The 26,149-nt window shown below is 52.2% G+C and carries 26 protein-coding genes and 3 pseudogenes; 22 read left to right on the forward strand and 7 right to left on the reverse strand.

The features are described from left to right. Positions 1–35: 35 nt before the first annotated feature. Positions 36–905, reverse strand: a pseudogene (locus JMJ16_RS51480) (IS5 family transposase). Positions 906–990: 85 nt separating this feature from the next. Here JMJ16_RS51480 and JMJ16_RS51485 point away from each other — a divergent pair. Continuing rightward, positions 991–1,654, forward strand: a pseudogene (locus JMJ16_RS51485) (IS6 family transposase). Positions 1,655–2,397: 743 nt separating this feature from the next. Here the strand turns inward: JMJ16_RS51485 and JMJ16_RS57770 are convergent. Continuing rightward, a pseudogene (locus JMJ16_RS57770) lies at positions 2,398–2,655 on the reverse strand (Tn3 family transposase); the annotation flags it as partial. A gap of 78 nt (positions 2,656–2,733) precedes the next feature. Here JMJ16_RS57770 and JMJ16_RS51495 point away from each other — a divergent pair. Both JMJ16_RS51495 and JMJ16_RS51500 read left to right on the forward strand, forming a co-directional pair. After that, entirely contained in the window at positions 2,734–3,300 is a 567-nt protein-coding gene (locus tag JMJ16_RS51495; protein ID WP_201394346.1) for a TetR/AcrR family transcriptional regulator, read from the forward strand. 181 nt (positions 3,301–3,481) lie between these two features. Continuing rightward, positions 3,482–4,420: an NADP-dependent oxidoreductase gene (locus JMJ16_RS51500; protein ID WP_201394348.1), complete on the forward strand. Its 939-nt coding sequence runs from the start codon at positions 3,482–3,484 to the stop codon at positions 4,418–4,420. A gap of 313 nt (positions 4,421–4,733) precedes the next feature. On the opposite strand, the gene JMJ16_RS51505 is transcribed toward JMJ16_RS51500, so the two are convergent. Further along, positions 4,734–5,351: a hypothetical protein gene (locus JMJ16_RS51505; protein WP_201394350.1), complete on the reverse strand. Its 618-nt coding sequence runs from the start codon at positions 5,349–5,351 to the stop codon at positions 4,734–4,736. Next, on the reverse strand, positions 5,352–5,558 hold the full coding sequence (locus tag JMJ16_RS51510; protein WP_201394352.1) for a hypothetical protein: 207 nt from the start codon (positions 5,556–5,558) through the stop codon (positions 5,352–5,354). Between the two features lie 163 nt (positions 5,559–5,721). On the opposite strand from JMJ16_RS51510, the gene JMJ16_RS51515 reads away from it, so the two are divergent. The 3 genes from JMJ16_RS51515 to JMJ16_RS51525 all read left to right on the forward strand — a co-directional run bounded on the left by JMJ16_RS51515 (position 5,722) and on the right by JMJ16_RS51525 (position 7,749). Next, positions 5,722–6,042, forward strand: a complete 321-nt coding sequence (locus JMJ16_RS51515; protein WP_201394354.1) for a hypothetical protein — start codon at positions 5,722–5,724, stop codon at positions 6,040–6,042. Positions 6,043–6,568: 526 nt separating this feature from the next. After that, complete coding sequence (locus JMJ16_RS51520; protein WP_201394356.1) at positions 6,569–6,772, forward strand: mersacidin/lichenicidin family type 2 lantibiotic; 204 nt, start codon at positions 6,569–6,571, stop codon at positions 6,770–6,772. A 731-nt stretch (positions 6,773–7,503) separates the two neighbouring features. Then, positions 7,504–7,749 carry a RidA family protein gene (locus JMJ16_RS51525; RefSeq protein ID WP_255553343.1) on the forward strand — a complete coding sequence of 82 codons (246 nt, stop codon included), beginning with the start codon at positions 7,504–7,506 and terminating at the stop codon, positions 7,747–7,749. A 1,156-nt stretch (positions 7,750–8,905) separates the two neighbouring features. On the opposite strand, the gene JMJ16_RS51530 is transcribed toward JMJ16_RS51525, so the two are convergent. After that, positions 8,906–10,144, reverse strand: coding sequence for an IS110 family transposase (locus JMJ16_RS51530; RefSeq protein ID WP_201394358.1), 1,239 nt, complete (start codon positions 10,142–10,144; stop codon positions 8,906–8,908). A gap of 324 nt (positions 10,145–10,468) precedes the next feature. Here JMJ16_RS51530 and JMJ16_RS51535 point away from each other — a divergent pair, with 324 nt between their 5' ends. The 9 genes from JMJ16_RS51535 (at position 10,469) to JMJ16_RS51575 (ending at position 17,088) form a co-directional block, all read left to right on the forward strand. Further along, positions 10,469–10,633 (forward strand): hypothetical protein, encoded by a 165-nt coding sequence (locus JMJ16_RS51535; protein WP_201394360.1) that lies wholly within the window; start codon positions 10,469–10,471, stop codon positions 10,631–10,633. A gap of 42 nt (positions 10,634–10,675) precedes the next feature. Beyond that, the gene (locus tag JMJ16_RS51540; RefSeq protein WP_201394363.1) at positions 10,676–11,209 is read left to right on the forward strand and encodes a GNAT family N-acetyltransferase; all 534 of its coding nucleotides are present in this window, start codon (positions 10,676–10,678) and stop codon (positions 11,207–11,209) included. A gap of 39 nt (positions 11,210–11,248) precedes the next feature. Next, the gene (locus JMJ16_RS51545) at positions 11,249–11,419 is read left to right on the forward strand and encodes a hypothetical protein (RefSeq protein ID WP_201394365.1); all 171 of its coding nucleotides are present in this window, start codon (positions 11,249–11,251) and stop codon (positions 11,417–11,419) included. 314 nt (positions 11,420–11,733) lie between these two features. Next, positions 11,734–12,324 (forward strand): hypothetical protein, encoded by a 591-nt coding sequence (locus tag JMJ16_RS51550; protein WP_201394367.1) that lies wholly within the window; start codon positions 11,734–11,736, stop codon positions 12,322–12,324. A 199-nt stretch (positions 12,325–12,523) separates the two neighbouring features. Then, positions 12,524–12,688: a hypothetical protein gene (locus JMJ16_RS51555; RefSeq protein WP_201394369.1), complete on the forward strand. Its 165-nt coding sequence runs from the start codon at positions 12,524–12,526 to the stop codon at positions 12,686–12,688. A gap of 129 nt (positions 12,689–12,817) precedes the next feature. Next, on the forward strand, positions 12,818–14,086 hold the full coding sequence (locus JMJ16_RS51560; protein WP_201394371.1) for a transposase: 1,269 nt from the start codon (positions 12,818–12,820) through the stop codon (positions 14,084–14,086). Positions 14,087–14,330: 244 nt separating this feature from the next. Beyond that, on the forward strand, positions 14,331–15,569 hold the full coding sequence (locus tag JMJ16_RS51565; protein WP_201394358.1) for an IS110 family transposase: 1,239 nt from the start codon (positions 14,331–14,333) through the stop codon (positions 15,567–15,569). A 469-nt stretch (positions 15,570–16,038) separates the two neighbouring features. Then, positions 16,039–16,608, forward strand: coding sequence for a GNAT family N-acetyltransferase (locus JMJ16_RS51570; protein WP_201394373.1), 570 nt, complete (start codon positions 16,039–16,041; stop codon positions 16,606–16,608). A gap of 126 nt (positions 16,609–16,734) precedes the next feature. Then, positions 16,735–17,088 (forward strand): hypothetical protein, encoded by a 354-nt coding sequence (locus tag JMJ16_RS51575; RefSeq protein WP_201394375.1) that lies wholly within the window; start codon positions 16,735–16,737, stop codon positions 17,086–17,088. On the opposite strand, the gene JMJ16_RS51580 is transcribed toward JMJ16_RS51575, so the two are convergent. Further along, entirely contained in the window at positions 17,039–17,821 is a 783-nt protein-coding gene (locus JMJ16_RS51580) for a DUF4158 domain-containing protein (RefSeq protein ID WP_201394377.1), read from the reverse strand. The genes JMJ16_RS51575 and JMJ16_RS51580 overlap by 50 nt on opposite strands. Positions 17,822–18,085: 264 nt before the next feature. Beyond that, positions 18,086–20,881, reverse strand: a complete 2,796-nt coding sequence (locus tag JMJ16_RS51585) for a LuxR C-terminal-related transcriptional regulator (RefSeq protein WP_201394379.1) — start codon at positions 20,879–20,881, stop codon at positions 18,086–18,088. A 476-nt stretch (positions 20,882–21,357) separates the two neighbouring features. On the opposite strand from JMJ16_RS51585, the gene JMJ16_RS51590 reads away from it, so the two are divergent. The 7 genes from JMJ16_RS51590 to JMJ16_RS51620 all read left to right on the forward strand — a co-directional run bounded on the left by JMJ16_RS51590 (position 21,358) and on the right by JMJ16_RS51620 (position 25,773). Beyond that, positions 21,358–22,317: an NADP-dependent oxidoreductase gene (locus JMJ16_RS51590; protein WP_236602138.1), complete on the forward strand. Its 960-nt coding sequence runs from the start codon at positions 21,358–21,360 to the stop codon at positions 22,315–22,317. Positions 22,318–22,411: 94 nt separating this feature from the next. Continuing rightward, on the forward strand, positions 22,412–23,314 hold the full coding sequence (locus tag JMJ16_RS51595) for an SDR family oxidoreductase (protein WP_201394380.1): 903 nt from the start codon (positions 22,412–22,414) through the stop codon (positions 23,312–23,314). 135 nt (positions 23,315–23,449) lie between these two features. Further along, entirely contained in the window at positions 23,450–23,845 is a 396-nt protein-coding gene (locus JMJ16_RS51600) for a RidA family protein (protein ID WP_201374643.1), read from the forward strand. Positions 23,846–23,939: 94 nt separating this feature from the next. Continuing rightward, positions 23,940–24,887: an NADP-dependent oxidoreductase gene (locus JMJ16_RS51605; RefSeq protein WP_201394383.1), complete on the forward strand. Its 948-nt coding sequence runs from the start codon at positions 23,940–23,942 to the stop codon at positions 24,885–24,887. Between the two features lie 105 nt (positions 24,888–24,992). Next, complete coding sequence (locus JMJ16_RS51610; protein WP_201374645.1) at positions 24,993–25,319, forward strand: rhodanese-like domain-containing protein; 327 nt, start codon at positions 24,993–24,995, stop codon at positions 25,317–25,319. Positions 25,320–25,394: 75 nt separating this feature from the next. Further along, the gene (locus JMJ16_RS57775) at positions 25,395–25,631 is read left to right on the forward strand and encodes a WD40 repeat domain-containing protein (RefSeq protein WP_374229195.1); all 237 of its coding nucleotides are present in this window, start codon (positions 25,395–25,397) and stop codon (positions 25,629–25,631) included. Next, on the forward strand, positions 25,624–25,773 hold the full coding sequence (locus JMJ16_RS51620; RefSeq protein WP_201394387.1) for a hypothetical protein: 150 nt from the start codon (positions 25,624–25,626) through the stop codon (positions 25,771–25,773). The genes JMJ16_RS57775 and JMJ16_RS51620 overlap by 8 nt, the downstream gene beginning before the upstream one ends. The last annotated feature ends 376 nt before the right edge of the window (positions 25,774–26,149 follow it).

A 26,149-nucleotide genomic window follows, 5' to 3' on the forward strand; every position in this document is an offset into this window, starting at 1 on the left:
GTTGTATCACATAAGTGCGGCTGTAGTATTAGAGCTTATCCGAAAACTGAAAGACGTTCACAATGATGGAAACAAATGAGCGCACAGGCCAAACGTAGGAAGGCATCGTAGGTGCAGTCCAACTTCTCCCAGCGAATGATGATTCGACGCCAGCGATTGAGCCAGGAGAAGAGGCGCTCGACCACCCACCGTCTAGGGACTTTGGTGGCTTCCAGAGCATTGGCAGCCTCGTGTATCTCTCCCTGTTGCTCAAGGGCTTGCTAATACCACGCATGGTTATGGCGATTGAGACGCACATGTGGCTCATATCCCTCTTCATAGAGGAGGCTGTAGATGACATCATAGTCATAGCCAGCATTCAAGCACAGATTCTGGGGATGCTCAACAGTGGGTTCAGGTCGTGCAATGGCGTGATGCTCCAAAGTTGGGGCAAGCAGCTTCATATCATGGCGATTGGATCCATCAATGACCAAGGCCAAGGGCATCCCTCGGCGATCACAGAGAATGCTCCGTTTGGTTCCCTGTTTGCCGCGGTCGGTGGGAGCTGGTCCGACAGCGGCTTGGGCGAAAGGGGCTTTGCACATCGAGCTATCCAGACTCTGCCAGTCCCAGCCAATGCCTTGTAACTCATCATAGAGATGCAAACCTGCTTCCCACAGGCGAGTGAAGACGCCTTGGGCTGCCCATTGACGAAATCGGTCATAGACGGTGGAACTGGCACCCATTTCGCGGGGCAGAGCATTCCATTGAATGCCGGTTCGCAGAACGTACACGATGGCCTCAAACATTGCCCGATCATCGGCGGCTGGTCGTCCTCCCTTGGGGTGAGGAGGGCGAACTGGAATCAGTGGGCGGACGTGTTCCCACAACTCATCGCTGACTTTCCAGGGACGTGTTCGAGCCATATGCTTGCTTCACCTCACGCGGGTTTTCTTTTCATTGTACCAACTGGTTTTCGGATAAGCTCAAGGGTTCCGTTTTCCACCAGAAATGATCAGCCACGCGGTTTGGTTGTATTTCCGTTTCTCGCTCAGTTTTCGCGATGTGGAAGAGCTTCTAGCACAACGAGGCGTTGTCGTGACGTATGAAACGGTGCGGCAGTGGTGTTTGAAATTCGGCCAGACCTATGCGAATGAATTGCGCCATCGTCGCCCTCGTTGTGGGGACAAGTGGCATATGGATGAGGTCATGCTTCCCATGCAGGGACAAAAGCACGTCCTTTGGCGAGCCGTTGATCAGGACGGCACAGTGCTCGACATCCTCGTCCAGAGCCGCAGGAACAAACGAGCAGCCAAACGCTTTTTTCCGTAAGCTCCTCAAAGAACTCCACTCTGTCCCACGTGTCATCATCACTGATAAGCTCAGAAGTTATGGGGCGGCGAAACGTGAGATTCTGCCTGGAGTAGAGCATCGCCAGCACAAACGATTGAACAATCAAGCGGAAAACTCCCATCAACCCACGCGCCTGCGAGAGAAGAAGATGCGGCGATTTACGTCTGCCAAACAGGCACAACGCTTTCTCTCTGCTTTCGGTCCTATTGCAGGACATTTTCAACTGCGAAGACATCGTTTGCATGCCGGGGAGTACCGTGCCATTTTACTGGGCAGATTTCAAACCTGGAATGAGGTAACTGGCGTCAAACTGCTCGCATAGCCACACAGATCCCCGCACTCTTCCTGGCCTTTCATATCTTTTCTTTTTCTGACTCATCACTCTCCTTCATTCCTGTAACGATAGGTAGGGCCTCTCGGCCTTTCCCCCGTTCCAAACGGAGCAGGCGAGTTTCCCCGCACTCCGCTTTCCGTACTCGTTCCTATGATCCGTTTTGGATGATCCGTTTTGGACCCTTTCCATGCAAGGCCGAAGCCCTGTCTTACTGGTAGACCACGCTCAAGTGGTTTCCCACCGACGTTTTGGTATCTAAAGATCTACTTGGATCGGTAACTTTCCTGGCGGGCCTTCGTCTTGTCCAGTCCATTACAAACTGGCATTTGGCTCCTATGCCGCCTCCGCGTTCTGTCCCGCGTGCTGGCATTCTCGCACCCCTTTTGGGTCAAGCGGTTTCAGAAGTCCCCAATTCCGTTCAGAAGTGTTCTAGCAACCCGTAGCTGCCTCCTCTACGCCGGGTGTTTTGTGGCCTACTCTCTTGTACACCAAGTTCGTATCCACGTTGGGATACTCTCCCACCTGTATTCGCAGCAGGTGAGACCAACACCGTTGCCTTTTGGCTGAAGTGTCTCAACCGATTTCACTTCTTTCAACTGACCCACGGGATGCGCAACGAGCTGGTAGCAAGCGAACAAAGAAGAAACGAGTGAGCATCTCAAGAGGACCTAGCGCCGAGGTACGTGCAAAACAGGACATAGGGGGAACGGGCAGAAACAGTAAAAGGGGATATTGAAAATGTACCGGAGCAAAAAGATGGTGCGAACAACTCTTCCTACCTCCCGAAACGCCTGGCAGAGACGATTTTTTCGACTCTCATGGCCCAGCTTGCGCGAGCCTTATCGAGGGTTGCAGCTTTCCGACACGAACGGAGAGCGCTACCTGCATCAGATCCGTCCGGTGTGTCTCCAGCAAGGCCCAATCGATGGTATCTTTAACAAGATATCGATATGCTTGTAGACAGCCACTTTGCTTGGGCGATAGAATTTGCTGGATTACTCTTGACATGTTACTGAATGTGTCATATAGTTGGAATGAGGGTTCATTCCAAATGAAAAGCAGGCTGTATGATGAGCAGTAAACGTGACCAGATCATTCTGGCGACTCGCGATCTTGTTTTCGAGCAGGGATTGCAGGACGTGGCCATGTCCCAGATTGCGCAGCGGGCGCAGGTTGGGATGGGGACCATCTATAATTATTTCCCCAGCAAAGAAGACCTCGTGTTTTGCCTGTTCAGCGAGATAAAGGCCAACATGAGCCTGCATGTTCTGGAAGGCTATGACGCAACGCAGCCAGTGGTTGACCGGGTTTTATACTTGCTCAACAGCCTGGTTCGGCACAGCATTCAGCATCCACGCGAATTTCTCCTCACAAATCAACTGGCGCAGATTCCTTTTATCCAGGAACGGGCCAAAAGCGAGAAGGTGCCAGCGCTGGTCGTGGCTTTCAATCAAGTGATGATCGACGCCCAACAGCAGCACCTGCTCAAAGCGATGCCGCTCGACGTGATGTCAGTGTTGCTCTTGGGGACGACGAATGCGCTGGTCGAAGCACACATAAGGCAGCAAATTCACCTAGATCAGGCCACTATTGAGCAAGCGACGTCGGCCTGCTGGGATGCCATCAAACGTTAGTTTTAAACGCTCGTTTTTTTTGCCTGGTATTTGGAATGAATGCTCACTCCAACTTCGGATTGAATACAGGAAAGGAAATCCTTATGCAGAGCATTCAATATCACCGTTACGGCGGCCCGGAGGAGCGGATCGCCGTTGACCAGCAGAAAAATGTACAACGGATTTGAAATGGAGAAATGAGATGTCACCACAGAGAAGCAGAGCCGTCATCATGGATTCGTTCGGTGGGCTTGAAAAACTAGACCTGCGTGAGGTCGCTGAGCCGCATGCCCACGCGGGACAAATCCGGGTCCGCGTGGCTGCTGCTGGCTTGAACCCGATGGATTGGATCATGACTGCGAATGATACGGCAGGCGCCAGGTTCGGTCTGAGTCTGCCAACCGGTTTTGGCTCTGACTACGCGGGAACAGTGGACGAGGTCGGCACCGGAGTGACCGGGTTCGCCATCGGCGATCGAGTATTTGGCAGCGCCATCTCGCGGTCCGTCGCTGACTATGTGGTTATCAGCCTTGAAGGATCTCTATCTATGGGCGATGGGGTGCATCATACGCCAGACGGTATTGATGACATCACCGCCTCGACGCTCAGCATCGCGGCGAGGGCGGCTTCAGCAGCACTGGCCGTGCTCAAGCTTGAGCACGGCGACACCATCCTGATTGGCGGGGCAGCCGGAGGGGTGGGTGTCTTCGCAATCCAACTCGCCCGCTTGGCCGGGGCAAACGTCATCGGCACCGGCTCCGCATCATCGTTTGACTACTTACGAGGCCTCGGTGCCGAACCGGTGACCTACGGCGCGGGCCTGGCCGAACGAGTACAGGCCCTTGCCCCCGATGGAATTACCGCAGCTACCGATTTATACGGATCGGAGACGGTAGAAGCCGCGCGTAAGCTCGGCGTTCCAGATAACCGTATCTCCGTTATCGCAGCTCAAATTCCGGGAGTAATAGGAGTTTCTGGAATCAATGCCGCCCCAGGTACCCTTGAATACATTGCCGAACTGGTTGCTACTGGCAAGCTCCAGGTCCCCATTGCGGCGACCTACCCGATAGAACAAATCCGCGCGGCAGCCGAGTTTCAGTCCAGCCGTCATGTCCACGGCAAGGTTGTCGTCAAGCTCTAAACGTGGGCCAGGCCCGTGGGGCTCGTTCTCTGGCAAAAGAGGCGAAAAGCAGGCGCGTCGGCGCTGCCGGTGCGCCTGCTTTTCGCCTCTTTTTCTCTGTGGGATGGGGCGTTCGCTTCACGATCGCATTCGCCAACAGGATCTCCCTTGCGATAGGGCGGCTGCACAAAGAGGACTTTGACGGAAAAGGATAGAATTGGACACGCTTACTCTTTCTACCTGTTTCTCCTATATCCTATTTTTCACGTACCTCGGCGCTGGATCAAGAGCGGAAGTGATACATAGAGAAAGGTCGATCTATGCTGTTCAGGTGCTAGAAGATATCGGGGAAACAAACAAGCGGGAAGAAAAGCGTCAGGCAACGGTCACGAAGCCACTCGGAGGTCTGAACAGAGGGTGGTTCATAAGGGATAACTTCGAGCTGCTCCTGAATTGGTTCGATGGCCTGAACCGATGATGACTCAGCCGCCGGGGCAAATTCAGTCAAACACAGAGGAAAGGGAGAGAGATGCTGTCCCAAATCCAATCGCAGGTTCCAGATCCATTGGTTCAAAATTTGCCAGAATTCCTGGCCACATGCAGTGCGAGAACACCAACGATCGGTGTCTTGTTCCTGATCTTCGTCGGCGAGAATGGTTTCGAATGAGCCTCGGTGCAGATAGAGATCAAGGACATCAGTGCAAGTGAAGGCAGAAGGATTGGCTGTTGTGAGAAACAATTCGTACACCGTCTCAGCCCGTAGAACTCCAATGGGCGGTTTGTTAGGAGAGGGAGCTGGGTGGGTCGCAACGATCAAGCGCACTGTAGGTCCGGTTGGAGTGGGTGGCACCTCGGGGCAATCGAAGAGTGGGCGACTGGCTCCACTTTCTGGATGAGTCCTCTGGTGATCGGGAGGGAATTGCAGACGAGTTTGAACTAGTGGGAGCTGCACTCACGCGTATCCGATGAGGACCGCAACAAAATCCACCAGATCATACATCCCGAATCTGGCACGCGCAAAACGGACCTGCTCCTCGATGTTCTTGAGGATACCCGAGGCAGTGAAGATCTGCGCCACGAGAGCGACCTCGCCCAGCCAGTGGGGGACTGAGGGTCGATCCTCTGAAGCGATCTGCAGATGGATGGAGGAATGTGTCATACTACAAGTATTCTCCTTAGAAGCAGATGATGGTATTTTTCTTTCTTCTAAGGAGGCACATTTTCCCCTGTTTTACAAGGGTTTTCCCTCTTTTGTCTCTGTCAACTCACACTGCCTGCTTGTTTTCATCTCGTTGCGCATCCCGTGGGAGGCTCCATTCCTAATGTTATTGGAGCAGCTCGCCGAACAGAGCTGGCAAATAAGCTTTCCTTACCACCATTGGATCACCTATCTTGATTATCTCGTTGGAGGTGTTGCCTCTGGCCGAGAGCCTCGCTGGTATAATCCAGCGCTGGCGCGGACGAAAGTGTTTCCTCTACAGGGCGAGACGGACATTGAGGATAACCGCAATGTGGTCAAGGGAGAGATGCTGTATTGCTATAATGCTAGCGTTGGCAGAGGCAAGATTTACCCTCCTTTCCAGGAGGGGATGCATCCGCGACCAGTGGCACGGACAAGGGCGCAGATGCAGGACGGGTTATGACAATCATCGGACTTCGGGGGCAGCTATCATGTGTGCCTGCTCTGTCGCTGGCAGGGCATCCTCCATCTGCCCGCTGCTCACAGGTGATCCGAAATGATTATAGGTTGCGTCTACTATCGACGTGTTGTCCATTTGGTTCTACTCATTTTGCCTCCAACATTTATATCATAGTGGGCACAAAACACGGTTGCCTCCTGATATCCCCGGTATTTTTACTGGGGCTACCTCTGAGGTAGCCTATACGCGTGTAGCTGTACTCAGTACAAAAACTGGTAATTCTACAGGCGTAAATCTCCACACATAACGTTAGACTTTGAATATGCAATACACGGAATGTATAGACAACTCCAGGTAAATTTAATCCCGGGCATCCCGGTTCGATCAGGGCAACCATTCGTCACAACGAGGACATATACAAGACGTTTTTGCAAGATGTTAAGGTGATGAGATGTAAAAACTGGTTGGCCGTTGCCATAGATTAGTCGTTTTTATAGTGCCGAACATAACAAAGAAAGGCGAGAAGCGTATGAGTATCGAAGAAATCATTCGCGCATGGAAATCAAGTGAGGGGTATGATGAGAGTATCCTGCCAGCAAGTCCCGTTGGTTCAGAACTCAGCGATGAAGAACTGAAGGAAGTCACGGGTGGCATGCCGTGCGCAGTGTCGTGCGCGGACAATAATACATGTATGCGGTATCTCTCATGTATTGGCAACTCGTCAGTGGCATAGCCATAGAATGAGCCGCTGTGGAAGAGTCTTCTATGATATCAAATGTGAAACAGCAACTAGCATGCACCGTGTAGTTTGCAACTACTGGATCTGGCCGTGCGAGTTTTCTGGAAGGCAGCCTTAGAAGAAGGAAGCATGCGGGGTCACTATGAACCTGTATGCTTCCTTCTTTCGCTCGATTTCCATAACTGTTACTCGGATCTTCACCTACTGACCCTAGTTAATATTCTATTAACTTTGAATATGAGACATGTTGTTTTAAGCCTTTTTAGCAATTGCTAGAAGGCTTTTTTTATTGGAAGGGAGCTACCTATGCACTATTCACGTTGGGATCTGTTGCTGTTTGTCCTCTGGTGGTTTTTTCTCGGTGCCATGTGTTGCAGGCTGGTACTCATGTTTGTGTTTCATATATCCTTCTCATGACCAACTCTACCATATCTTTTGTTAGGAGACGTCCACGTGAATCAAGAGCTTGCCGCCACACTCGCCAAGATGTTACAAGCTGATGGGCTGCCAGGAGTGCTTGTATCGAACCGGCCCTGGCGTGAATTATCTGCCGGGTATTGTCAACTTAAAAATTTCTGTTGATGAGCTTTCACCACTTCAAGGCCATATGAGCCAAGATTCTTCAGCAACCAGGCCAGAAAAAGGGCACGACCCCCACTTTGAAGCTCTTTTTCCGTATGTAAGCTCTGCCGTTTTGTTTAAGTTGACAATACCTGCCAGAGACGATTGAGGAGCAGGCCGACCAGGCCTGGAAGAATATTCTGGCCATCCTGGAAGCTGCTGGCATGGGGGTAGCTGATATCGTGAAGGTCAACCAGTATCTGATTCACGCGGAGGATAAATCGGCCTATATTCAAGTTCGAGGCCGTTACCTGGGTGATGTTTGTCCAGCAGGCATGTTTTCTGTGGTTACCGAATTGATTTACCCGGAAATTCTCGTTGAACTCGAGGTCATTGCGGCAAAAGCGTAAGAAAGCCAGAGCCAACAGAGAGCCATAAAAAAATACAAGTGTGGAGATGAATGCTGGGGCTGCAGATGTTCGTTTTAAAGACGACATCCATTCGATCCACCTCTTGAAAGCAGGGCAGCGTACATGCAGAAAAATCCGTGTATCGACACAAGAGAGCGAAGAAGACAAAAGTCTTCCACGCGAGTGAATGTGCAGTCGTTAGAGTGAAGAGTTCCTCAGCCCAGGAGCCTGGTGTAAAAGCCTTGCCGGAAATAGAGAAACGATGCGTCCAGCTTTTTCAGTTGTTCTCACGCTGAAAAAGCTGGACGCGTTATGAGCAACATGAATAAAACAGGCGTGACAGCAAGGATCACTCCCATTAGTGATAGAATTGAAGTTTCAGGCAATACTCGTTGGATGTCGACGTACGGAACACCTGGCATTATGCCTGACGGGACGCTATCAGATATGAATAGTGGTATGGGATACCTTGTCCTTACGGCTCCGCTAGCTGAGAGCGTTCTCGCCACCGACCAGCTAACGGACACGCTGTAATTTTTCTTCCGAACTGAACTGTCGTTGGGTCATGATGTTGCTCCTTGCTTGCTCACGCGTTCAGCGTCTCTCTTATGGGAGTTTTGAAGTCTGATCCGGAGTAGCTTTTGAGGAGCGCAGTCCACAAATTGAAAACGTCCGGCATCAAAACCTTTCCCTTCTCGGGCAGGTCTGCCAGCATCAAATTCAATCGCTCAGGCGCGCTACCGTACATTCCTGCTTTAGCCGCGCACGCATACTCATGACGGACACCACCTAGCGTATTTACTTTCATTGGTAGATTCGCTAAAGAGCACCTCAAAGTATGGCTTTTGCGGCACTATTGCCACTGAACAGGGGAACGTTATCGGAAAGCAAAAGCACCGCTCTACCGCCTCCGCTGGGCATTAAGCCGCTTCTGGTATCAATTTCCTCCTCCATTTACTGAAGCCTCTTAGAAAAAATTCCCCGAAATTCCGAACACGTGGTTCAAAACTTCGGGGTGACTCATGATGCAAGAGGTTCCTCCCTTGAAAAAGGAAACCTCTGAGAGGAGGTACGCAGAGCACAAAAAAAACCTGTAGCCGGCTGGCACGCCAAGTCGTCGGCTGGCTTTGAGCTCGACTTCGTTTGTTTGTTCAAGCTAAGCTGCTGGGGAAGTGGGCTCTAACTTCACCTCGTAGCCGAGTTTCTCTAACCGGCGAACGAGTCGCTTCTGGACCGCTTGCCGGTCCCATTCATCGAAGTCATTGCCTCCTAATTCTTCATAGTCTTCGTCTTCTGAGAGGATGTGGTAGATTATCACCAGGAGCGTGTGCCCAATGGCAATCGTTGCCTTCTTGCCCCCTCGGCGAACGACGAGTCGCTGATATTGGGCAGAGAGGTAAGAATCCTTACAGTGGGTGGCAGCATGAGCTGCCTCCACCAGGGCAGAACGGAGCCAGGGGCTGCCTTTGCGCGTCTTTCCATTCAAACGTTTGCCCCCGCTCTCGTTGTTGCCCGGGCACATCCCTGCCCATGAAGCCAGGTGCCGCGCATCAGGAAAACGGTTCATATCCGGTCCAATCTCGGCCAGGATGACTTCTGCCAGACGCCGCTTGATGCCTGGAATCGTCGAGAGTCGCTGGATCTGGTGCTCATACGGACGTAAGCGCTCAGCAATTTCCGTGTTCATGCGCTCGATGCCTTCATCAAGCGTGTCAATGTCGGCGAGTTGCTCTCCAATCAGAAAGCAATGGTGAGGTTTAAGCTGCACGTGTAGGGCTTGCGCAAGCAGGTCGCGTTTGGCCCGCATCCTTCCCCGTGCCAGTTCGGCTAAAACGGTTGCATCGGCTTCTCCAGCCAATAAGGCGGTCAGCATGTCACGCGCCGATCTGCCCATGACATCACTAGCGACCGAAGCGAGCTTGATGTTGGCCTCTTCTAACGTCTGCTGCAAGCGATTGATCAGACGCGTGCGTTCCTCAGTGAGGCTCATACGGTACCGGGTCAGTTCGCGTACCTCTCGTTGGGGTGCGGGAGGGATAAAACTGGGGTTGAGGAGCCCATGTTGCAGCAAATCGGCGATCCATTCCGCGTCTTTGAGATCGGTCTTTCGCCCTGGCACCGCCTTCAGGTGCTGAGCATTGACCACCAGCACTTCCAGATGGCTTTCCAGCACATTAAAGATTGGTTTCCAGTAATTTGCCGTACTTTCCATGGCGACATGTGTCACCTCCAGATCGTTGAGCCATTGGCGTAATCGAAGCAAGTCTGGCATCATCGTGCCGAACGTTTGCCGCTCCTTGTGCCGCTGGCCTAATGAATCAAGAATGCTGGCGCACACAACGACCGTTCTCTTGTGGACATCGAGCCCCGCGCATCTCTCATACACAACGTTCATGCGTCACCTCCGGAGAGAAATGGACGGGTGACGGGATGCCCAAGCTGGATCAAATTCTCCCTTGCGTGCTTCCCAAGTGGGAGCGACAGACGGTGGTGCTTGCGGGGCATCCTGGATCACACTGGTGGTCCGGCTCGCAGCGCGAGTAACAAATCGATCTCTGACGTTACACCCGCCCTGCTAATAGTCTACCCTTTTTCATGCGCGGTGGTGCGTCAGGGCGCATGACCCACTGGTGGCGAAGTCAAAGAGCGAGCCTGGTTCTCATCAATTAATAGAGGAGAAGATGTATGGTTTGTTGCTCTGTTGATAGGGAGGTCACCCATGTCACTCAAATCGCTGCCGATTCCGCCGATTCCTGGTAGTAAAAGCGAAGAGTGGTCAGATTTTCGAATGAAGAGTGATCAAGCGGCGCGAAGAGTGATCAATGGTACAGATGTCCCTGGAAAAACCGCTTCTCATCTGGTATTCTTCTTCTCAAGAATGTAAATTGTGCTTGTACATCTTCAGATGATAAGGAAATAGTGAAAAATGATACGAGGAGAAAAAATCTATTTACGCCCTTTTAAACGCACTGAAATCGCATATCTTCAGACGCACTTTGGCAATCCTGAAGTAACGAGTGAGTTTAACTTCTTCGGTTTCCATAATTCTGAGGGTCTTGAACAAGAATTTAACAAAAACGGTTTTCTCAGTGATACGTTTAATCGACTTGCTGTTGTGACGCACAATGAGCAAATAGTGGGAATGATTGATTATCGACCAGTGAGGCATGGTCCAAGCCAGGGAAATATCGTCTACTTTTTTGGCATTGAATTAGCGGAGGAGCATCGTGGTCTGGGCTATGGAACCGAGGCTCATAAACTCCTTGTACGCTATCTTTTTGCAACCCATCCTGTCGTACGTATAGAGACACTCACAGATATCGAGAATAAAGCTGAGCAGAGGGCATTGGAAAAAAGCAACTTCACACGTGAGGGAGTAATGCGCCAAGCTCAATGGCGTAATGGGGCTTGGCATGATTTGGTATTATATAGCATTTTACGTCAGGAACAGCCAGAGTGAAGAATGTTTTCCACATGTAGGGATATCGCAGAGCTTCTCGTGCTCCGCCACGATACGTTTCGAGTCATTGATGGAGCAGGTCCTGATGATCTGGTTCCCAACAGGGATGGAGCAGCATCAGCACGTATCAATGAAACAGTACAAGAGCAGGAAACAGCTCAGGAAAACGAGCAGCAGCTCACAACGGAAACGGTGGAAACGAGCAAATAGTCTAACTGCGCATTTTTGGAGTGGTTCCCATCGATATCAAACGATTTACCGAAAGTTCCGTAGCTGTCGTGGAATGTCCTGACTGTGGAAGAACGCGTTCGCTCTCCCCAAGCAAGGGTGTCATTCGCTTTCCACCACACAAGCCTCGCAAAAGACAGACTCTCCTGACTTCAAAACGTTGGGCTGCCAAAGGGTCAACAGACTGGGATGTTGTATGTGGACAATGATTGTCCATTTCTCCAAAAATGATGTTCCTTTTTTTGAAGATTTGCTCATTTCTTTACATGTATGATGGCCTAGAAAGGATGAGGAGTATGTTTTATCCAGGCAATGCGGTTGTCCCGGAAACACTCTGGGCAGAAGAGTTCCTGGTACGACCATTAAGAGCGGTTGATGTTGAGCTCGACTATGAGGCAGTGATTACGAGCCGCGCTGAGTTGCTCCTGAAGAGTGGTGGGAGATGGCCGCGCGAAGGTTTTACCTTAGAAGAGAATTTGGCTGATCTGATACGACATGAGCAGGAGCACCATGATCGTATTGCTTTCACCTACACCGTCATGAATCCGGCGGAAACGGAGTGTTTGGGTTGCCTTTACATTAATCCACTAGAGCGACTACTTCAACGTGTTGGGATCTTTGTTGAGTATCTTCCTGAGAACAGTGCTTATGTTACCTTCTGGGTGCGTCAGAGTTGCCTTGTGGACAATCTCGACAGGCGAGTGCTTCAAGCGCTGATTCCCTGGTTTCAAACAGAGTGGGCTTTCTCACAAATTGTATTTTTAGCTAAAAAAGTTCAGGCACGTCAAATTCGATTGTTCGAGGAAATGGGGATGCAGCTTCAGTACACACTTCCGAAATCTATCGTGTATCTCCCACAATACGAGAACACTTCTCAAAACATCTAACGACTCCTAATTTACAACACTTCCCACTAATACCTTAGATGTGGAGCGGTTTCTTCAATGGTGCATGGGTGTGCTGATCACTCTTCGCACCGCTTGATCACTCTTCAGCCTAAAATCTGTTAACTCTTCGCTTTTACTACCAATTCCAGAAGAAATTGTTCGTATTGCTCATGCGGTCTTTCCCCGTGGAAACGTGTTTATGCAGATCCGTGACACGCTGGGAACCATTTACACTGATGAGGCATTTGCTGACCTGTTTCCGACCCATGGCCAACCTGCTTTCGCTCCGTGGTGCTTGGCACTTGTGACCATCTTTCAATTTATGGAAGGCTTGACCGATCGTCAGGCCGCTGACGCTGTATGAGACCGACTGGCGTGGAAGTATGCACTCAGCCTGGAACTCTGCGACGCTGGCTTTGATCATACGATTCTTTCCGAGTTTCGTGTTCGCCTGGTCGAGGGCAAGGCTGAACAGCGCCTGCTCGATCTGCTAGTGGAGCAGTGTCGGGAGGGAGGGTGGCTGAAGGCTCACGGACGACAACGAACCGACTCCACTCATATCCTCGCGAAAATCCGCTCCCTCAGTCGCACCTTGCGCGTTGCTCAGACCATGGTCTATGTGTTGAATGTCCTCTCGGAAGTCACACCTGGCTGGATTCGCGCCCACGTCCCAGTCGAGTGGGTGGAACGATACGGACAACGTCTCGAAGAGGAACGCTTACCCAAGGAGGAGCAAGAGCGTACGCAGTACGCCAATCAAGTGGGAACTGATGGCTGGATGCTCCTGGATGCGCTCCAGTCTCCTTGCGTCCCAGATTGGATGCGAACCTTACCTGCTGTGACCACACTCCGCACCATTTGGGAGCAACAGTTTGAAGCACAGGAGCAAGGAGGGCAATGGAGGAAAGAGCCAGTTCTGCCAGCAGCTCAGCTGGTGACTTCCCCCTATGACCTTGACGCGAGAAATGGCAAGAAGCGAAGTACATTCTGGACTGGATACAAAGTGCACTTTACCCAGACATGTGATGAAGATGCTCCTCAACTGATCACTGCTGTTCAGACCACGGCTGCTCCCCTGAGCGATGAGGGAATTATTTCAGCAATCCATGCGGATCTGGCGGAGAAGGAACTGCTTCCAGATCAGCATCTCGTGGATTCGGGATACGTCACAATTGCGAACCTTGTTCAAAGTCAATCTGACCATGAAGTGGACCTGGTTGGTCCCACCCTCAAAACCCATTGGTATCAGGCTGAGACTGGTTACGACCTCACGCACTTCTCCATTGATTGGGAAGCCGAGACCGTCACTTGCCCACAGGGGCGCACCAGTTCGAGCTGGACGCCCATTCAAGAGGCAAACAAATCACTCATCAAAGTAAAGTTTTCCATCAATGATTGCAAGGTCTGCCCCTCTCGGACGCTGTGTACCGGAACGCCGCGACGCAGCATGACGCTGCATCCAAAGGAGCAGATGCAGGCACTGTTTGCTGCACGTGAACGAGAACACACGGCTGCGTTCAAAGAGACGTATCGTCATCGAGCAGGCATTGAAGGAGTCCATTCACAAGGGGTCCGCACCATGGAATTGCGCCGCTCACGCTACATTGGCCTTCGCAAAACGCATCTGGCTCATGTCGCCATCGCAGCGGCAATGAACCTGGTGCAACTCACTCGACTTCCTGAGGGGAGAAGTACCAGAGCAAGCCCGTATTTCTCCTTTCAAGCAGGTGATGAAGCCAGCAGCCTAAGGGAGAGTTTTTGACTTCGCCACCAGTGGGTCATGCGCCCTGACGCACCACCGCGCATGAAAAAGGGTAGACTATTAGCAGGGCGGGTGTAACGTCAGAGATCGATTTGTTACTCGCGCTGCGAGCCGGACCACCAGTGTGATCCAGGATGCCCCGCAAGCACCACCGTCTGTCGCTCCCACTTGGGAAGCACGCAAGGGAGAATTTGATCCAGCTTGGGCATCCCGTCACCCGTCCATTTCTCTCCGGAGGTGACGCATGAACGTTGTGTATGAGAGATGCGCGGGGCTCGATGTCCACAAGAGAACGGTCGTTGTGTGCGCCAGCATTCTTGATTCATTAGGCCAGCGGCACAAGGAGCGGCAAACGTTCGGCACGATGATGCCAGACTTGCTTCGATTACGCCAATGGCTCAACGATCTGGAGGTGACACATGTCGCCATGGAAAGTACGGCAAATTACTGGAAACCAATCTTTAATGTGCTGGAAAGCCATCTGGAAGTGCTGGTGGTCAATGCTCAGCACCTGAAGGCGGTGCCAGGGCGAAAGACCGATCTCAAAGACGCGGAATGGATCGCCGATTTGCTGCAACATGGGCTCCTCAACCCCAGTTTTATCCCTCCCGCACCCCAACGAGAGGTACGCGAACTGACCCGGTACCGTATGAGCCTCACTGAGGAACGCACGCGTCTGATCAATCGCTTGCAGCAGACGTTAGAAGAGGCCAACATCAAGCTCGCTTCGGTCGCTAGTGATGTCATGGGCAGATCGGCGCGTGACATGCTGACCGCCTTATTGGCTGGAGAAGCCGATGCAACCGTTTTAGCCGAACTGGCACGGGGAAGGATGCGGGCCAAACGCGACCTGCTTGCGCAAGCCCTACACGTGCAGCTTAAACCTCACCATTGCTTTCTGATTGGAGAGCAACTCGCCGACATTGACACGCTTGATGAAGGCATCGAGCGCATGAACACGGAAATTGCTGAGCGCTTACGTCCGTATGAGCACCAGATCCAGCGACTCTCGACGATTCCAGGCATCAAGCGGCGTCTGGCAGAAGTCATCCTGGCCGAGATTGGACCGGATATGAACCGTTTTCCTGATGCGCGGCACCTGGCTTCATGGGCAGGGATGTGCCCGGGCAACAACGAGAGCGGGGGCAAACGTTTGAATGGAAAGACGCGCAAAGGCAGCCCCTGGCTCCGTTCTGCCCTGGTGGAGGCAGCTCATGCTGCCACCCACTGTAAGGATTCTTACCTCTCTGCCCAATATCAGCGACTCGTCGTTCGCCGAGGGGGCAAGAAGGCAACGATTGCCATTGGGCACACGCTCCTGGTGATAATCTACCACATCCTCTCAGAAGACGAAGACTATGAAGAATTAGGAGGCAATGACTTCGATGAATGGGACCGGCAAGCGGTCCAGAAGCGACTCGTTCGCCGGTTAGAGAAACTCGGCTACGAGGTGAAGTTAGAGCCCACTTCCCCAGCAGCTTAGCTTGAACAAACAAACGAAGTCGAGCTCAAAGCCAGCCGACGACTTGGCGTGCCAGCCGGCTACAGGTTTTTTTGTGCTCTGCGTACCTCCTCTCAGAGGTTTCCTTTTTCAAGGGAGGGAGGGAGTAACAGAATGGGACATGAGCCAGGATTCACAGATACTGCCTACGTGGGGGTAAAATCACAGTTGGATTATCGGTACAGTTTTTTTGCGAGATAAGGACGGTCACTGTGCCGATAACATCCCGCAAGACGGTGAAAACTGCGCCGATAAGACCAGTATGCGGCACAGTTTTCACGAAACTGGACCGAACTTATCTCCCCTGCGGCAAATTGGGTCGCTCCTTAACTCAGAGCCTCATATACAGAAGCTGATAAGGTGCCACTTGCTAACATGATTCTTCCCATAGCATACTACCAGGTAAAGGTTGTTTCGCTTTGAAAAATTTTATTGAAGAAAGAAGCCGTGTATGGCACAACAAGATACTAATCATCCACCCTTTGAGCAACGTACAACTATCTCTTCAGTCCATCCATTATTGGAAACTGAGCGCTTGATACAGCGGCGCTTCTCGCTGGAGGATGCACCATTTATTCTGGAGCTTTTGAATGATCCCGGATGGGTGCAATTTATTGGCGACTTTGGCGTGAGGACTCTCGATGATGCTCGCTCATATATTGAGACCAGGCCTCTTGCCATGTATAACCGTGTGGGATTTGGTCTCTACCTGGTGGCCTTGAAAGAGGGAAATGTCCCCATTGGCATGTGTGGCCTGATTAAGCGGGATACATTGGAAGATGTGGATATCGGCTTTGCCTTTCTGCCCACGTTTCGGGGGAAGGGATATGCCTATGAAGCGGCCTCAGCAATGCTGGAGTATGGCAAACAGGAGTTTGCCCTCAAGCGCATTGTAGCTATTACCACTCCCGATAATGTGAGCTCTGCGAGATTGCTGGAAAAGTTGGGGCTGCGCTTTGAGCGGATGATCATATTTCCACCTGAGAACGAGGAGTTGAAGTTGTTTGCGGTGGAATTTTAAACTCAAGGCATTAGACGATGTTTTGCGATACGAGGACCAGGATAATTGTCCTAGTTCCACCAGATTAATTCCAACATTTACACCTTTACAAAAATGAAAACGAGAGTGAATGACAAGGAAGGTTTTATGGAAACGGACCATCGCATTGTTTTTTATTCCTGGCAATCAGATCTTCCTAATTCTACGAACCGTGGCTTTATTAAAGAGGCTTTGGAAAAGGCCGTTAAGGCAATGAAGAACGATGATACAATTGCTGCAGATGCCCCAAGGCTTGAGCACGATACCCTTGATGTTCCTGGTTCTCCTGATATCTCTCAGACAATATTCGATAAAATTGACCAAGCGGATGCTTTTGTCTGTGACATTTCGATCATTAACACTGCATCTTATAACGAGCGGCAAGACCGCCCAACTCCTAATCCTAATGTGCTTATTGAGTTAGGCTATGCAATGCACGGGCCTCTGCTGCGAGATGTTTAATTTTCGCGTGCGATATCCCTTCGAGCAGGCGCTCCATGTTGCCAAGAGCGGTCAGCCAGGACAGTTTGTCGAGCCATTCATCCAGATGCGTGAGGCTCGCACTCTTCGGGGCTTCTTTGATCAGGTTGAAATCGGTGAAGTGACCTGGCGCATCCCTGTCGATGAGGTGCTCAAGCATGGTTTGTTCCGACCCCGAGAGACGATTGAGCACGGTCTGAAAGAGTCGCCCATTCACCAGCTTGCGCACACGGGTGACGAGTAGATCCAACGTGCGAAAAGCGGGAAGCTCGCAGTGCTCTTTGACCAAGGTTTCGATTGCGGCGTTGATCAGATCTGCTGGCGTGTCCATCACCTGGGCGGCATTGTAGACGGCTTGTGCTGCGACATGGCGAATAACTTTCCCATTGCTGATAATATCCAGGTGTGTGCGAATAGCCGCATGATAGCGATACATCGTGCGTGGAACAATATCAGGCACCAGGTCGTCAGGAAACCGCATCATGGCTCGAATGTGGCTAATGACCGCTCCTGGAATCTCTTGCGGGTTGGGAAAATAGCCCAGCCGTTGAAAGACTTTGAGCAAGACCATGAGCGTTAACTGTGGGCCGTCGCCGCGTGCTCTGGTGGTCACAAAGGCCACGTCGTGTGGGGTAGGTGTAAAGAGTTCACGCAATTCGTTGACAGAGGGAGCGCGCGAAAATCGTGGATAGGCGGTACGTTCAATCACTGTCATTGAGGCAATCCTTATCCACACAGATTTGTGGCCTAATGGAGCCACAGATGCGGATGTATGGCTCTAGCATACGCAATGTACCTGTGTTGAGCAAAGATAGTAGGAAACTCGTCTGTCTCTCGATCTATTGGATCTGCTTTTCATTGCTTCCGCTACTTACACACTTCCACTAAGTCCTACCTATTAGTAGAAGCCCAACCTATGGTATACTTCTACTAAAGAAACCCATGAATCACATTTTCCATGAAGTAATGCGTGGAGGCTTTATGATGCTGAAGAGAGCAGGCCAAGAATACGGGCCCGTATTGCTGCTTGTGTGCGATTGGTCACTCCGAGTTTGCTGAGAATATTACTCACATGGTGTCTGGCCGTATCATTTGAGATCGCCAGCGTTTCTGCAATCATCTGATTAGAGGCACCTTGCGCAACCAGTCTCAGCACTTCGTATTCCCGCGCGCTCAAAAGGTCAAGCAACGGCGAACTTACATCTGACTGCTCCTTCTTTGCTTGCCTCATCTGTGCTTCATGTGCATCGTCGAAGGCGGTCAGGAGCGTCTCCAGATAGGAGATCGAGTCTCCCTGGTGTCCTTGTTTTCTCAGTCGGCCTAACAGATCTGCCATCTGGACCCCCTCGTCCACAAAACAACGGATGTAGCCTTCGGGAGCTGCCAGATTGACTGCCTGGGCAAGCGTGGCAAGAGCCTCCTGGCTCTGTAGACGCATCTGGTAAGCCTGGGCTTGTAACAACCACATTTCCAAAACATGGGCCCACCGCCCCGTCGCCTTCGCCCGCACGATCAACGGGGCCAGCAAAGCCAGCGCCCTGTCAGGTTGGGACTCGGCAAGCGCTATTCTGGCAAGCGAAACGCCCTGCCGTTCTCGTGCCAACGGGGACACCAGCGGTTCTTCCCGTTCCAGATTCTTAGCCCATTGCCTGGCTCGTTCCAATTCTCTACACGCAAGCCAGAAACGAACCTGATCCACATTACTGTAGAGCGCATAGCAATACGGCGCCGGCATCCTTTTCCAGGAGTCTTCCAGCAATTGATTTGCCCTGGCGGCTTCTTCTAAATCTCCTCGTGAGAGTGCGAGCTTCAACAAAATAGTGTATCCCAGCGGCAACAGAGCGGTGATTTCAGCCTGTTCCCCAAATTGGATTGCTTGCTCAACGAGATGCTGAGCTTCCTTGAGCCTGTTCCATTCACGCAGGATATCTGCCTGACGGGCATATGTCCAACAGACAGTAACTGGCAAATGCCCATCTGGAGTTTGTGCCCGTTGAATGGTATGCTCGGTAAACTGCCAGGCGTCATGCAATCTTCCAGCCATAGTAATATCCCAGCTTGCCCTTGTCAGACAGATGTTTGCAAGAGCAGTATCTCCTTCAGCTGCCGCGGCTGTATTTCCTGCTTGCAGCGACTGAATAGCAAGTTCGAAGTGCCCCAGAGATAAAGCGGCCAGGGATTGAGCGAAAGTAACCTGGACATGAGCCGCTTGTTGCTGTTCAACAAGATGGGTGAGAGCCTCGTTACAATAAGCCCGCGTGGCTCCTGCATCACCATCATAGAAACCTACGACCACAGCCTGCAAGGTAGCAATCTCGCCCAGAAGGCGAGTCGAGGCCTCTGGCTTTTGTGCTGGCGTAATTCCCGTAGCATTTTCCTCCCTTGCATGGAGAACCGCCCACGCCATCCTGGCATCGCGCAGCCAATCTTTCGTGATACGAGAAGGAGTGTTCCAAAATAAAGCATTAGCATATGCCAAACACAAACGCGGTCGCGTACGAACAACATCAGGAGGCAGGTGTTCGATCCAGAATGGGGCATTTAGCCGACTCCAGATGCTCTGGCTCGGAATGCGCTCGATAAGCTCTGTTACCCTGGACCACTCTTGAATATAGATAGCATGCTGGATGGCCTCGTTCTCATAAAGATGGCTGTCGTACCACTGACTGGCCCGTAGGTTCAGTATGGAAACATTGTCTGGGGAGATTTGCTGTAGACGATGACGTAACGCCTCGGCAAACAGGGGATGGTACGTATACCACTGATGCTCTTCATCGAGCGGGCTAAGAAACAGATTGGCGTGTTCCATTTCCTCCAGGATGGATTGACTGTCCTGTTGCTCTAACACCGCATTACACAGGGCAGGAAATAGGCGGTCCAGAATTGAGGTTTGCAACAGGAAATTTTGCACTCTGCTTGACTGCTGTTGAACCACTTCATCCAACAGGTATTCAAGGATAGCACGCTGGCTTCCATGGAGCTCATGGAGCAGATCTCTTGGGTTCGATCGTCCCCGCAAGGCAAGTGCTGCCAACTGCAATCCCGCGCACCAGCCCTGTGTGCGGGATTGCACCTCTTGCATATCCTGCTCGGAAAAGCGAAAGTCCACTGCCTTGCGGAGAAAGATCGTTGTCTCCTCCTGCGTATACCGTAGCTGTTCGGTCCGTAATTCCTGGATCTGCACACGTGCCCGCAACCGGGCAAGCGAGAATGGGAGATTTGCGCGTGTGGAGAGAACCAGGCACAGGGTAGGCGGAAGGTGCTCAATGAGAAACGAGATGAGAGCATGAATGGTTGGTTCGGTAATCTTGTCATAGTTGTCTAGAACCAGCACCATACGTTCGCTACACTGGGCCAGGTTATTGATCAAGGCCGTGAGCATTGCTTGCCATGCTGGTTGGGACTCTTTTTGCAAGAACGTCAAAGGGAGGGCAGAGATCCCCGACTTACAACGTTCTAGAGCAGCCAGGACATATATCCAGAACTGGGATGGTACGTTGTCGCATGTATCGAGAGAGATCCAGGCCGCGTGCGGATCATTGGGTCTGAACATACGAACCCAGCCCGAAAGTAGGGTCGTCTTACCAAAACCAGCAGCAGCGGAGACAAGAATGGCCTGACTTTGAAGTCCAGCATCAAGCAAAGCAGTGAGACGGGGACGGGCAAAATAGGTGCTTGGGAGTGTAGGAACAAAAAATTTGGCTGTCAGCAATTGGTCGAGCGGTCCCTGTGTGGGAAACCTACTCGAGCTGTCTCCGTAGTTTGCACTATCCATGGTCGCCCCTCCTTCCTGACTTTGATTTTTTGCACTGCCCACTTTTACTGCTGGGAAAGAAACCACTCTTCAGAGTATTGTCCCCTAAAGTTCGTTCAGGTGTCAAGGTCTTGCTGACGTATTCACCCAGATCCCTCCAGAAGCCAGGATAATCAGACGCATGGTAGGATGGTCGACACCACTTTTGTGTGGATTCCCGACTGGCATGCCTGCCGTTGGAATCACCCTTTTTGGCCCATGATTTTTTCGCCTCCTCGCGGTATACTGACCGAGGTCATAACAAAGCAAGCCAGGATAAAAACGGCCTTACGGTCAATGGGCTTTTCTCACAACGTACAGAAAGCTTATTTCGGATGCATACAATTCTTCTCCATACAAAATGGCAGGCACCCACGCTCACGTATCCACCTACGCCTCGTGTTCGCCCGCTACATCGCCTGGCTCTCTTTCGATGATCGCAGAAAGGAGAGAAAACAGTGATAGACAAGGAACAACGCATGCAAGCGATCGCCATTACCGCCTTTGGCGGCCCTGATCAACTCAAGCTTGTGGATCTGCCTGTGCCATCCTGTGGCCCAGAGCAAGTCCTCATCAGCGTCCAGGCAGCCGGCGTCGGGATGTGGGATGTGAAAACGCGGCAAGGAAGCATAGTATTAGAAGGGCAACAGTTTCCGCTCGTGCTTGGTTGGGAATCAGCAGGGATCATTGCAAAGGTGGGAGAGGCAGTCACGGGATGGGATGTGGGAACCCACGTGATCTGCGCGACCTACCAGGTCGGCATTGGTCATTATGCTTCTGCCGTGGCTGTCCCTGCGAATCTCATCGCTCCAATGCCCTCCTCGCTCGATGCCCTGCACGCATCTGCCCTTCCCGTCAACGGGCTGACCACTTACCAGGCGATTTTCGAACTGCTGAAGATCCAACCGGGAGAAACGCTCTTGATTACCGGTGCGGCGGGAGGAACCGGCACGTTTGCTGTCCAACTGGCTGCGCGCGTTGGAGCACACGTCATGATCACTGCCAGGAGCGAGCACCACCCGTACCTTCAGCAACTGGGAGCAAGCGAACTCATTGACTATACGCAAACGGACTTCGCGGAGACTGTCCACGCGGCTCATCCTGAGGGCATCGATGCGGTCCTGGACTGTGTTGGGGGAGAGACAGCGGCAAGAAGTATGCAGGTGGTACGCGAGAGGGGACGGCTCGTCAGCATTGTCGACCTTGAGCAGGTGACACCCACCCGTCATATTGACACGCACCTACTCTACTTCCGCCCTGATGGACGACAATTGGCCGAACTGACGAAGCTGGTGGACTATGGTCAGTTGACGGTTCACCTTGATCAAGTGTTTCCCCTCGTCATGGCCAGGCAGGCTCATGAGCGACTGGAGACGCGGCACCATCAAGGAAAAATCGTGCTCGATGTATCAAGATGAAGACCCTCTATGGTCAAATTCTAAAAAACCATGAGAAGGTAGTGTCCACACGACCGAAACCCTAACCGTATGTTTATTAATAGAGGATTTTCCCATGAGAGTTTTTGTTACTGGCGCGACCGGTTTTATCGGCTCCGCCGTCGTCCGCGAACTGATCGAGGCGGGCCATCAGGTCCTCGGCCTGGCGCGCTCAGATGCAGCCGCGGCCTCGCTTGTTGCCGCCGGCGCACAGGTGCATCGTGGTTCCCTCGATGATCTTGACAGCCTGCGCAGCGCAGCGGCGGCATCTGACGGCGTCATCCACCTCGCGTTTATCCACGACTTCTTCGCGGACTACGAGGGTGCTGTGCGCACGGATCTGCACGCCGTCCAGACAATCGGAGCAGCGCTCGAAGGCTCCGGCAAGCCGTTCGTAATCACCTCGGGAACATTGATGCTCACATTCTTTCTCCCACAGGGGCGTCTCGGGACGGAAAAGGACGTGGCCGACGCCGGGTTGGTCGCGCCCCGGGTCGTATCGGAGAACACGGTGCTCGCTCTCTCCCGACGCGGCGTGCGCTCATCGATCGTGCGACTGTCTCCCTCGGTTCACGACAAAAGAAGAGGCGGCTTCACGGAGGCCCTGGTCGCTATCGCCCGTGAGAAGGGCGTCTCCGGCTACGTCGGCGATGGTTCTAACCGCTGGCCCGCTGTGCACCAACTCGATGCCGCTCGCCTGTTCCGTCTGGTGCTGGAGAAGGCCCCAGCGGGATCGGTGCTGCACGGGGTCGCGGAAGAGGGCGTGCCGACCCGCACCATCGCCGAGGTGATCGGTCGGCATCTCGATCTCCCGGTAGTCTCCATCGCTCCAGAGGACGCGGGCAAGCACTTTCGCTGGCTCGGCCCCTTCTCCTCAAGAGACAACCCGACGTCGAGCGCGCTGACCCGCGAGCTGCTGGGGTGGCAGCCAGTACACCCCACGCTGCTCCAGGATCTCGAAGAAGGGGGCTACTTCTAGAATAGGATCTATTGGACTGATAAGAAGATGACTCGCATACCGATGTTGTTTGAGAGAAGATGTCCTTTGAAAGGAACGTTGAGCTTTCTCGCATATGCTCTCAAATCGAGATAGGGATAACCAAGGAGACGAAGAATGAACACAATCCACAATATAGGGGTGGCAGCGCAGATTGGTCGCGGCAATGATAGCTACAGTGATGGGGTGGAGGTCCCAGGTAATGCTCGCTGGTTGTATGTGTCCGGAACGCCCGGCATCAAGCCTGATGGTACCATACCAGAGACGATTGAGGAGCAGACCGACCAGGCCTGGAAGAATATTCTGGCAACCCTGGAATCTGCTGGCATGGGGATAGCCGATATCGTGAAGGTCAACCAGTATCTGATTCACGCGGAGGATAAATCGGCCTATATTCAAGTTCGAGGCCGTTACCTGGGTGGGTTTCGTCCAGCTGGCATGTTTTCTGTGGTTACCGAATTGATTTACCCGGAAATTCTCGTTGAAGTTGAGGTCATTGCGGCAAAAGCGTAAGAAAGCCAGAGCCAACAGAGAGCCATAAAAAAATACAAGTGTGGAGATGAACGCTGAGGCTGCATATGTACGTTTTAAAGGAGACATGTAAGAGATGAAAGCTATTCGCCTCTATGGTCAGAGCGGACCCGATCAATGTGTGTTCGAAGATGCACCGCAACCTCAGCCAGGAGTAGGAGAAGTCCTGATTCGTGTCCATGCGACAAGTGTGATGTGGCAGGAACCTACCTGGTCGGAAACCTGGAAAACACCGGCTGGTACCGAACGTCAGCATCCCATACCAGGTCATGATGTTTCTGGCGAGGTCGTTGAAGCGGGGCCCGGCGTCGCTGGTATAGCCGTAGGAGAGGCTATCTATGCGCTCACCGAATCCTGGAGGGATGGCGCGGCTGCTGAGTACACGATCGCACGCGCGACTGATGTGGCGCCCAAGCCACGAACCCTTGGGCACATCCAGGCAGCCGGAGTCCCCCTGGTTGGACTGACAGCCTGGCAAGCGCTTTTTGAACACGCAGGGCTTACCAGTGGGCAATCTCTTCTCATTCATGGTGCCGCTGGTGGCGTAGGAAGCATGGCGGTTCAAATGGCAAAGTGGGCTGGTGCCACGGTGATCGCGACAGCCTCTGCACGCCATCATGCATTTCTACGCACGTTGGGAGCCGATGAGATCATTGATTATACCACCACGCGTTTCGAGGAGGTGGTGCGTGATGTTGATATAGTGCTTGATACCATAGGCGGTGAGACAGTAGCGCGCTCCTGGCGCGTTCTAAGGAAGGGCGGACTGCTCCTGAGTGTGTTTAGCCCCCCATCCCAGGAGCAGGCTGCCGCCTTTGGTGTGCGTGAGCTCTTTTTTATCGTCAAGCCCAATCGAGAACAGCTCATACACATCGGAGACCTGATAGATACAGGCCAGCTCCGACCAATCATCGAGCGGGTCTTCCCTCTCTCAGAGGCATCCCAGGCGTTTGAGCAGGCCCTACAAGGGCACACGCGCGGAAAAATCATTTTGCGCGTAGAGGGCGAGGAAAAGAGCAATTAAAACGTCTCTCGTCCTGCTCAAGCCACAGTGATACATGAGAATACCATTGAGTAACAAATCGAGCAGGTACAAGCAGCGAAATAAAATGTGATGAAGGAGAAAATATTGAGAACCATTGACCATCAAGAATTGAAACAGAAAATGGACCACGATGAATCCTTTCGTCTGGTAATGGCTCTGAATGAGTGGCAGTACCAGATGAAACATATTCCTGGTTCCCTGTACTTCTCCACCATCCAGGGCGCGCTGGCCGAGCTTCGCAAAGAAGACGAGATTGTCGTCTACTGTTCCGACCGAACCTGTATTGCCAGTGCTGCTCTCGGTAAAGTGCTTGAGAACCAGGGCTATACCCAGGTGCTGCACTTTGCCGGTGGGCTGGCCGAGTGGGAACAGGCAGGCTATCCATTAGAAGGCAGGGATGCCAAGGCCTGATTGTGTTAGCATCAGTAGGCCTGTCAGTGCGATCCTGACGATACAATCAATGTGCGGGATTTATCTAATGGCCGGGTGCTTCATACTTTGAGTGGACACATGGGCTTTTCTGGCTCTGTAGCACTCAGCTCTGATGGGCACACGCTAGCCAGTGGCTACACCCATCAAATGATCGATATCTGGGATATCCGGAACACCTCATTCGGCCAGCCATTGCGCACGCTAAGCGGACACACAGGCCCTGTTCGTACAGTGGCATTCAGCCCCGATGGACGCATTTTGGCTAGTGGCAAGCAGAGATACCATGATTAAAGTCTGGGATTTATCCAATGGTCGGTTGGTTCAGACAATTGGCCAAGGAAGTATTGTCAGTATCGTGATCCTGGGTCAGAATAATAGCCTGCTAATCAGCGGGTGTGATGATGGCACAGTCAAGATCTGGATACGCAATTAGAGACATCTCCTATATTTAGAACCCCTGAAGCCCTGTAGGAAATATAGCAAATTGCTTTAAGTCCTAAAATATGTAACTATTCAGTAGGATGGCGTAAAAGGTTCATTGTATGCAATTGTCGCTGTATTCCTGGCAATGCCGAGCTCAAAAGCGAAAGTGTATGCACGATTTGTGTCTTCTACATGGGCCTTCTGAATAGAAGCCATAACATTTGTCAAGCCCCCTTTTGGGGGCGGGAATTTGTTCTCGTTTGACGGGAGAAGATCTGTTTTGGAAAAAAGACACAATCTCCTCCTAGCGCCTGGAAGCTTTCCAGGTGCAACCCCACCGCGTTCCCTTGGGGTGGGGGGCGCATCCAATGGGTGAGCTAGCCGCG

This window comes from Ktedonobacter sp. SOSP1-52, from assembly GCF_016587395.1.

What these genes read in the sequence shown, in the direction of transcription:
- JMJ16_RS51495 (WP_201394346.1), top strand. Translation starts at nt 2,734, where the DNA reads ATGATGAGCAGTAAACGTGACCAGATCATTCTGGCGACTCGCGATCTT.
- JMJ16_RS51500 (WP_201394348.1), top strand. Translation starts at nt 3,482, where the DNA reads ATGTCACCACAGAGAAGCAGAGCCGTCATCATGGATTCGTTCGGTGGG.
- JMJ16_RS51510 (WP_201394352.1), bottom strand. Translation starts at nt 5,558, where the DNA reads ATGACACATTCCTCCATCCATCTGCAGATCGCTTCAGAGGATCGACCC.
- JMJ16_RS51515 (WP_201394354.1), top strand. Translation starts at nt 5,722, where the DNA reads ATGTTATTGGAGCAGCTCGCCGAACAGAGCTGGCAAATAAGCTTTCCT.
- JMJ16_RS51520 (WP_201394356.1), top strand. Translation starts at nt 6,569, where the DNA reads ATGAGTATCGAAGAAATCATTCGCGCATGGAAATCAAGTGAGGGGTAT.
- JMJ16_RS51530 (WP_201394358.1), bottom strand. Translation starts at nt 10,144, where the DNA reads ATGAACGTTGTGTATGAGAGATGCGCGGGGCTCGATGTCCACAAGAGA.
- JMJ16_RS51535 (WP_201394360.1), top strand. Translation starts at nt 10,469, where the DNA reads ATGTCACTCAAATCGCTGCCGATTCCGCCGATTCCTGGTAGTAAAAGC.
- JMJ16_RS51540 (WP_201394363.1), top strand. Translation starts at nt 10,676, where the DNA reads ATGATACGAGGAGAAAAAATCTATTTACGCCCTTTTAAACGCACTGAA.
- JMJ16_RS51550 (WP_201394367.1), top strand. Translation starts at nt 11,734, where the DNA reads ATGTTTTATCCAGGCAATGCGGTTGTCCCGGAAACACTCTGGGCAGAA.
- JMJ16_RS51555 (WP_201394369.1), top strand. Translation starts at nt 12,524, where the DNA reads ATGCAGATCCGTGACACGCTGGGAACCATTTACACTGATGAGGCATTT.
- JMJ16_RS51565 (WP_201394358.1), top strand. Translation starts at nt 14,331, where the DNA reads ATGAACGTTGTGTATGAGAGATGCGCGGGGCTCGATGTCCACAAGAGA.
- JMJ16_RS51570 (WP_201394373.1), top strand. Translation starts at nt 16,039, where the DNA reads ATGGCACAACAAGATACTAATCATCCACCCTTTGAGCAACGTACAACT.
- JMJ16_RS51575 (WP_201394375.1), top strand. Translation starts at nt 16,735, where the DNA reads ATGGAAACGGACCATCGCATTGTTTTTTATTCCTGGCAATCAGATCTT.
- JMJ16_RS51580 (WP_201394377.1), bottom strand. Translation starts at nt 17,821, where the DNA reads ATGACAGTGATTGAACGTACCGCCTATCCACGATTTTCGCGCGCTCCC.
- JMJ16_RS51585 (WP_201394379.1), bottom strand. Translation starts at nt 20,881, where the DNA reads ATGGATAGTGCAAACTACGGAGACAGCTCGAGTAGGTTTCCCACACAG.
- JMJ16_RS51595 (WP_201394380.1), top strand. Translation starts at nt 22,412, where the DNA reads ATGAGAGTTTTTGTTACTGGCGCGACCGGTTTTATCGGCTCCGCCGTC.
- JMJ16_RS51600 (WP_201374643.1), top strand. Translation starts at nt 23,450, where the DNA reads ATGAACACAATCCACAATATAGGGGTGGCAGCGCAGATTGGTCGCGGC.
- JMJ16_RS51605 (WP_201394383.1), top strand. Translation starts at nt 23,940, where the DNA reads ATGAAAGCTATTCGCCTCTATGGTCAGAGCGGACCCGATCAATGTGTG.
- JMJ16_RS51620 (WP_201394387.1), top strand. Translation starts at nt 25,624, where the DNA reads ATGATTAAAGTCTGGGATTTATCCAATGGTCGGTTGGTTCAGACAATT.